This is a genomic window from Myxococcus xanthus (genome assembly GCF_013116825.1).
In the GTDB taxonomy this organism is placed as follows: Bacteria; Myxococcota; Myxococcia; order Myxococcales; family Myxococcaceae; genus Myxococcus; species Myxococcus xanthus_B.
Genome location: NZ_JABFNS010000262.1, coordinates 1 through 4,095, shown reverse-complemented (window position 1 = coordinate 4,095; position 4,095 = coordinate 1). Strand labels below are relative to the sequence as shown.

The 4,095-nt window shown below is 70.1% G+C and carries 4 protein-coding genes and 1 pseudogene; 3 read left to right on the top strand and 2 right to left on the bottom strand.

The genetic code is table 11. From position 1 onward, the window contains the following. Positions 1-59: 59 nt before the first annotated feature. Entirely contained in the window at positions 60-857 is a 798-nt protein-coding gene (locus tag HNV26_RS37055) for a TatD family hydrolase (protein WP_171444784.1), read from the bottom strand. 120 nt (positions 858-977) lie between these two features. Between HNV26_RS37055 and HNV26_RS37050 the strand changes: the two genes are divergently transcribed. Next, entirely contained in the window at positions 978-2,459 is a 1,482-nt protein-coding gene (locus HNV26_RS37050; RefSeq protein ID WP_171444785.1) for a TolB-like translocation protein, read from the top strand. A gap of 163 nt (positions 2,460-2,622) precedes the next feature. After that, positions 2,623-2,874 (top strand): hypothetical protein, encoded by a 252-nt coding sequence (locus HNV26_RS37045; RefSeq protein ID WP_171444786.1) that lies wholly within the window; start codon positions 2,623-2,625, stop codon positions 2,872-2,874. 32 nt (positions 2,875-2,906) lie between these two features. Here the strand turns inward: HNV26_RS37045 and HNV26_RS37040 are convergent, their stop codons facing one another. After that, positions 2,907-3,149, bottom strand: a complete 243-nt coding sequence (locus HNV26_RS37040; RefSeq protein ID WP_043612925.1) for a hypothetical protein — start codon at positions 3,147-3,149, stop codon at positions 2,907-2,909. Positions 3,150-3,675: 526 nt separating this feature from the next. On the opposite strand from HNV26_RS37040, the pseudogene HNV26_RS37035 reads away from it, so the two are divergent. After that, positions 3,676-4,095 (top strand): annotated as a pseudogene (locus HNV26_RS37035) (zinc ribbon domain-containing protein); the annotation flags it as partial.

Below are 4,095 nucleotides of genomic sequence, written 5' to 3'. Positions count from 1 at the left end.
GGGCAGGGGCGGGGAGCGGCTGCGGATTCATGGCGGTCCTCTATAACGCGACCGCTCGCCTACCGCGAAGGTGCAGGGAAAGCTTCCCGGAAGAAGCGGCGGGCATTCTCGGTCGTCTGCCGGGCGACCTCCTCGACGGGCTCCCCCCGGACGTGGGCCATGCCCTCCAGGATGTGGGGGAGGTAGGCCGGCTCGGAGCGCGTCCCCCGGTGGGGCGTGGGGGCCTGGTCCGGGGCGTCCGTCTCCGCCATCAGCCGGTCCAGGGGGATGGCCCGGAGCGCATCCAGGGGCTTGCGGGCCTCCGCCCAGGTGACGGGGCCCGCGAAGGAGAAGTGGCAGCCCTTCTGGAGATAGAAGCGCGCCAGCTCCACGCCGCCGCTGTAGCTGTGCATGAGCAGGCCGGCCTCGGGGAGGGGCTCCTCCTTCAGCAGCTCGATAAGGGCTGGGTGCAGCCGGTGACAGTGCATCAGCACGGGCAGGCCGTGCTTGCGCGCCAGCGCGAGGTGCCGCTTCAGCACCATCACCTGCCGTTCCAGCGGCGCGCCTGGGAGGCTGGGGCCGTCCAATCCGCACTCACCCACGGCCGCCGCGCCGCCCTTCGCGAGCAACGCGTCCAGGTGCTCGAGCACGGCGTCGTCCTCTTCCGGGGGCAGGTCGGGGAGGAGCTGCGGGTGGATGCCCAGGCCCACCTGAAGGCGGGCATCCTGGCGGGACATCTCCAGCAAGGGCTCCCAGTCATGCGGGCCCACGCCAGGGATGACGATGCCGCGGAGGCCCGCGGCCCAGGCGCGTGACAGGACTTCCGTCCTGTCGACATCGAAGCGGGAGGCATCCAGGTGGCAGTGGGTGTCTATCATTGAGCAGGCAGCTCCCTTGGGCCGTTCATTCAGGAACACGCTGCGTGCTCCCGCGCATCCGGGTCAGCGCGCCCGGAAAGGCCGACGGTATACGCGCCCTCTATTCTCCGGAGGGTTTCCATGACCAAGCGTGTCGTTATCAGCGCGCTGTGTGGCGTGCTGCTGGTGCTGTCGACGGGGTGCGGTGACGAATGTGTCGATGCATTCGACTGCCGCAGCGACAAGGGGCCCCCCCCGGCGGGGAAGGATTGGACGTGCCGCTCGGGCAACTGTGAGCTGCGCGATGTCCAGCGGCCGCCCGAGGGGGACGCCGGGACGGAAGAGGACGCCGGCACCGAGGGAGACGCGGGCACCGAACAGGACGCGGGCACTGAAGGGGATGCGGGCACGGGCGGCGACGGTGGCGTGGTCGTCATCGGCACGGGGGCCAAGGGTGAGGCTTGCACCGCGTCCTCTGACTGCGCCGCGGGCCTGCGCTGTGAGGGCACGGCGGAGGCCATGACGTGTCAGGCGCTGCACGTGGCCTTCACGGCCATGGACGACACCGACGAAATGGCCGCGGTGGTGACGCGCTTCGATGCGCCGGAGCCCACGCGGCTGTCGGACGCCGCAGTGAACAGCCTCTACCCGCGCTGGAACCCGGCCGGCAACCGGATTGCCTTCGTTCGGGGGGCCACGGAGACGGGCTCCTCGTCGGGGAACCTGGCCGGTGAGCTGGTGGCGCGCGACGTACCGCTGGCGGCGGACACGCCCACGATGCTCGCCAACGGGACCACGGGCAGCACCGAGGGCTTCCTCTACCTGGAGTGGGAGCCGGGGGATTCTCTCCTGTACGTGCGCCGCGAGGACGACAGCATCTCCGGCATCTCCCGCGTCCCGGCCGAGGGCGGCACGGTGGAGCGGGTCACCGCGTTGGGCTCCTCCCCGGCCTGGCGCAACGGCAACACGTTCGCGTTCAGCACCGCCACCGTTGGCATCTCCACGGCCACCGTGGGCGGCGCGCCCACGCCGCTGGCCATCGCGGGCTCCACGGCGGAGCAGCCGCACTACAACCGCGTCAATGACCAGCTCCTGTTCCTCCGTCCGGATGACAGACGGCCGGTGGGGCTGAACACCGCGCTCTACATTGTCCCCGTGGGCGGCGCCGCCGTGCAGACGATTGCCGAGTTCAGCACGGCGGCTGTCGAGGAGGGCTCGGTGGATTCCTACATCGCCAACCCCACCTGGGCGCTGGATGGCAGCTGGGTGGCGTACGTGCGCGCCTACTTCTTCAACCCCACCACGGGGGAGCCGGTGCTCTGCGGCGCCGGTACCTCGCCCTGCGCCGGCGACCCGGGCAACATCATCTTCCTGCGCCGCATCAACCCGGCGGACGGCGCCCCGGTGGGGGATGAGGTCAGCTTCGCCGAGGGCGCCACGCTCCCGTCGTTCTCTCCGGATGGCCACTACGTGGCCTACATCCAGGCGGGGCAGCTCTACGTCCAGCAGATTGATCCGGCGGCGGGCGCGAAGGTGGGTGACCCCATCGTCCACCCGCTGGGGGGCTACACGCTCCAGACGTCGCGCGGCGATGACCACCGCCCGCGCTGGCAGCCCCGGTAGTCCCAGGCTGTTGACGGCGTGAAGTCCCAGGCCCGCATCTCCCCAGGGGGACGCGGGCCTTCGTCGTTTCCGGGATGGCGCACGGCACCTTGTCTCCGCGCGAGATGCGGCATAGGGAGGGGCGCGCGGGCCCACCCCTGGGTCCGTCCACCGGAGGATCCGCATGAGGCGCTTTCTTGTTCCTGGCTTCCTGCTCTTCACCGCCTGCGCCACCGTGCCGGCGCGCAGCCTGGTCGAGGGCAGCGGTGGCACCGTGGCCGAGGAGCCACAGTCGCTGGCCGCGCCTGTGCGCCTGGAGACACGCTCCGGCAGCTTCCTGGTGCACCCGAACAACGCGGAAGACTTCGAGAAACTGCTCGCGGGAGAGCCCACGCGGCAGCGCTACACCGCCGGCATCCTGATGGCGGGAGACTGAGATCCTCGCCGGCCGGGAGAGGGGCGGAGGGCTCAGCCCTCCACGACGATGCGACGCCCCAGCGCCCGGGTCATCTGCGGCGAGGTGAGCTGGGCCAGCACATCCACCAGCTCCCCGCCGGAAGTCTCAAAGGCCGCCGCGATGACCTCGCCCACCGTCAGGTGGACCTTGCCCGCGGCCGCCCGGGCCCGCTGGGCCGTTCGCCGGAGCGCGGGCATCACCCGCCGGCCCTGCCTGGGAACCGCGCCACTTCTACGAGTCGTCCGCTTGCCCATGGGTTCCTCCCACCGCACCGTGCTACGCGGGTGAGTACACCGTGGGTCTGACACATGCAGTTGAGGTGCCAGCCGCCTGACTACCTGTCCGGTGGGACAATGCCCCTCATTTCCCAGGCAGAAAGCGGGGTTAAGCAGACAACCAGCTCGCTGGATTCACGGTGCTGCCCGGGTATGAATCGTTTCATCGAGCGTTTTCGTTCACTCCGAGCGCAATCTCGACGTTTCGTTCAACGGCCCCGTTTCGTCACGTGGCTTACAATTCTTGGCACCCAGGTCCAATCTGACCTCGATGTCAGAGTCAAGCCTTCCCGCAGAAGTCCGTCTTTCCGGGCGGAAAGCCAGAACATCCTGACGCAAATGTCGCGGCCTCGTGGGCGGCGCGGGCAGTGCGGTATACGCGGGGGGAATGCCCCAGACTCTCTGTCCGAACTGCGGCCACAGCCCCATTCCGCGCGGTGCCAGTGCGTGCCCCTCGTGCGGGGAGCCGTTCGACCATCTCCAGTCCCACAAGAAGGTTGGCCGGATGCGGTTGGATCGGCCCATGGTGGAGGCGGACGACGACGCCACGGTGTTCGGTGGGGACCTCGTCACCAGCGCGGTGTCCGCCCATCCGGGCCCTGCGGCGGGGGTGTTGCTGGCGAGCGCCGCGGCCTGGTTCGTCCGCGCCGCGGGCCTGTTGGGCTCGCTGGAGGACCCCACGTGGACATACGGCCTGGTGTGCCTGGACGCGGTGCTCGCGCTGGTGCTGGTGCTCAATCGCGGCCCCGCGAAGGGGATGGCGCAGGTGGGTGTGATGGTGCAACTGCTGGCCACGGGGTGGTTGGCGCGTGAGGCACCGCTGGCCCCCGTCCACGTGGCCTACGTCATCCTCGGGGTGCTCGCCTTGGTCATGGTGGTGGGCGAGCCGGGGCCCCTGCGGCGCTACCTGGGGCTGGGGTTGGGT

Bases quoted from the DNA above. Each gene is read 5' to 3' on its own strand.
- HNV26_RS37055 (WP_171444784.1), bottom strand. From the start codon at position 857: ATGATAGACACCCACTGCCACCTGGATGCCTCCCGCTTCGATGTCGAC.
- HNV26_RS37045 (WP_171444786.1), top strand. From the start codon at position 2,623: ATGAGGCGCTTTCTTGTTCCTGGCTTCCTGCTCTTCACCGCCTGCGCC.
- HNV26_RS37050 (WP_171444785.1), top strand. From the start codon at position 978: ATGACCAAGCGTGTCGTTATCAGCGCGCTGTGTGGCGTGCTGCTGGTG.
- HNV26_RS37040 (WP_043612925.1), bottom strand. From the start codon at position 3,149: ATGGGCAAGCGGACGACTCGTAGAAGTGGCGCGGTTCCCAGGCAGGGC.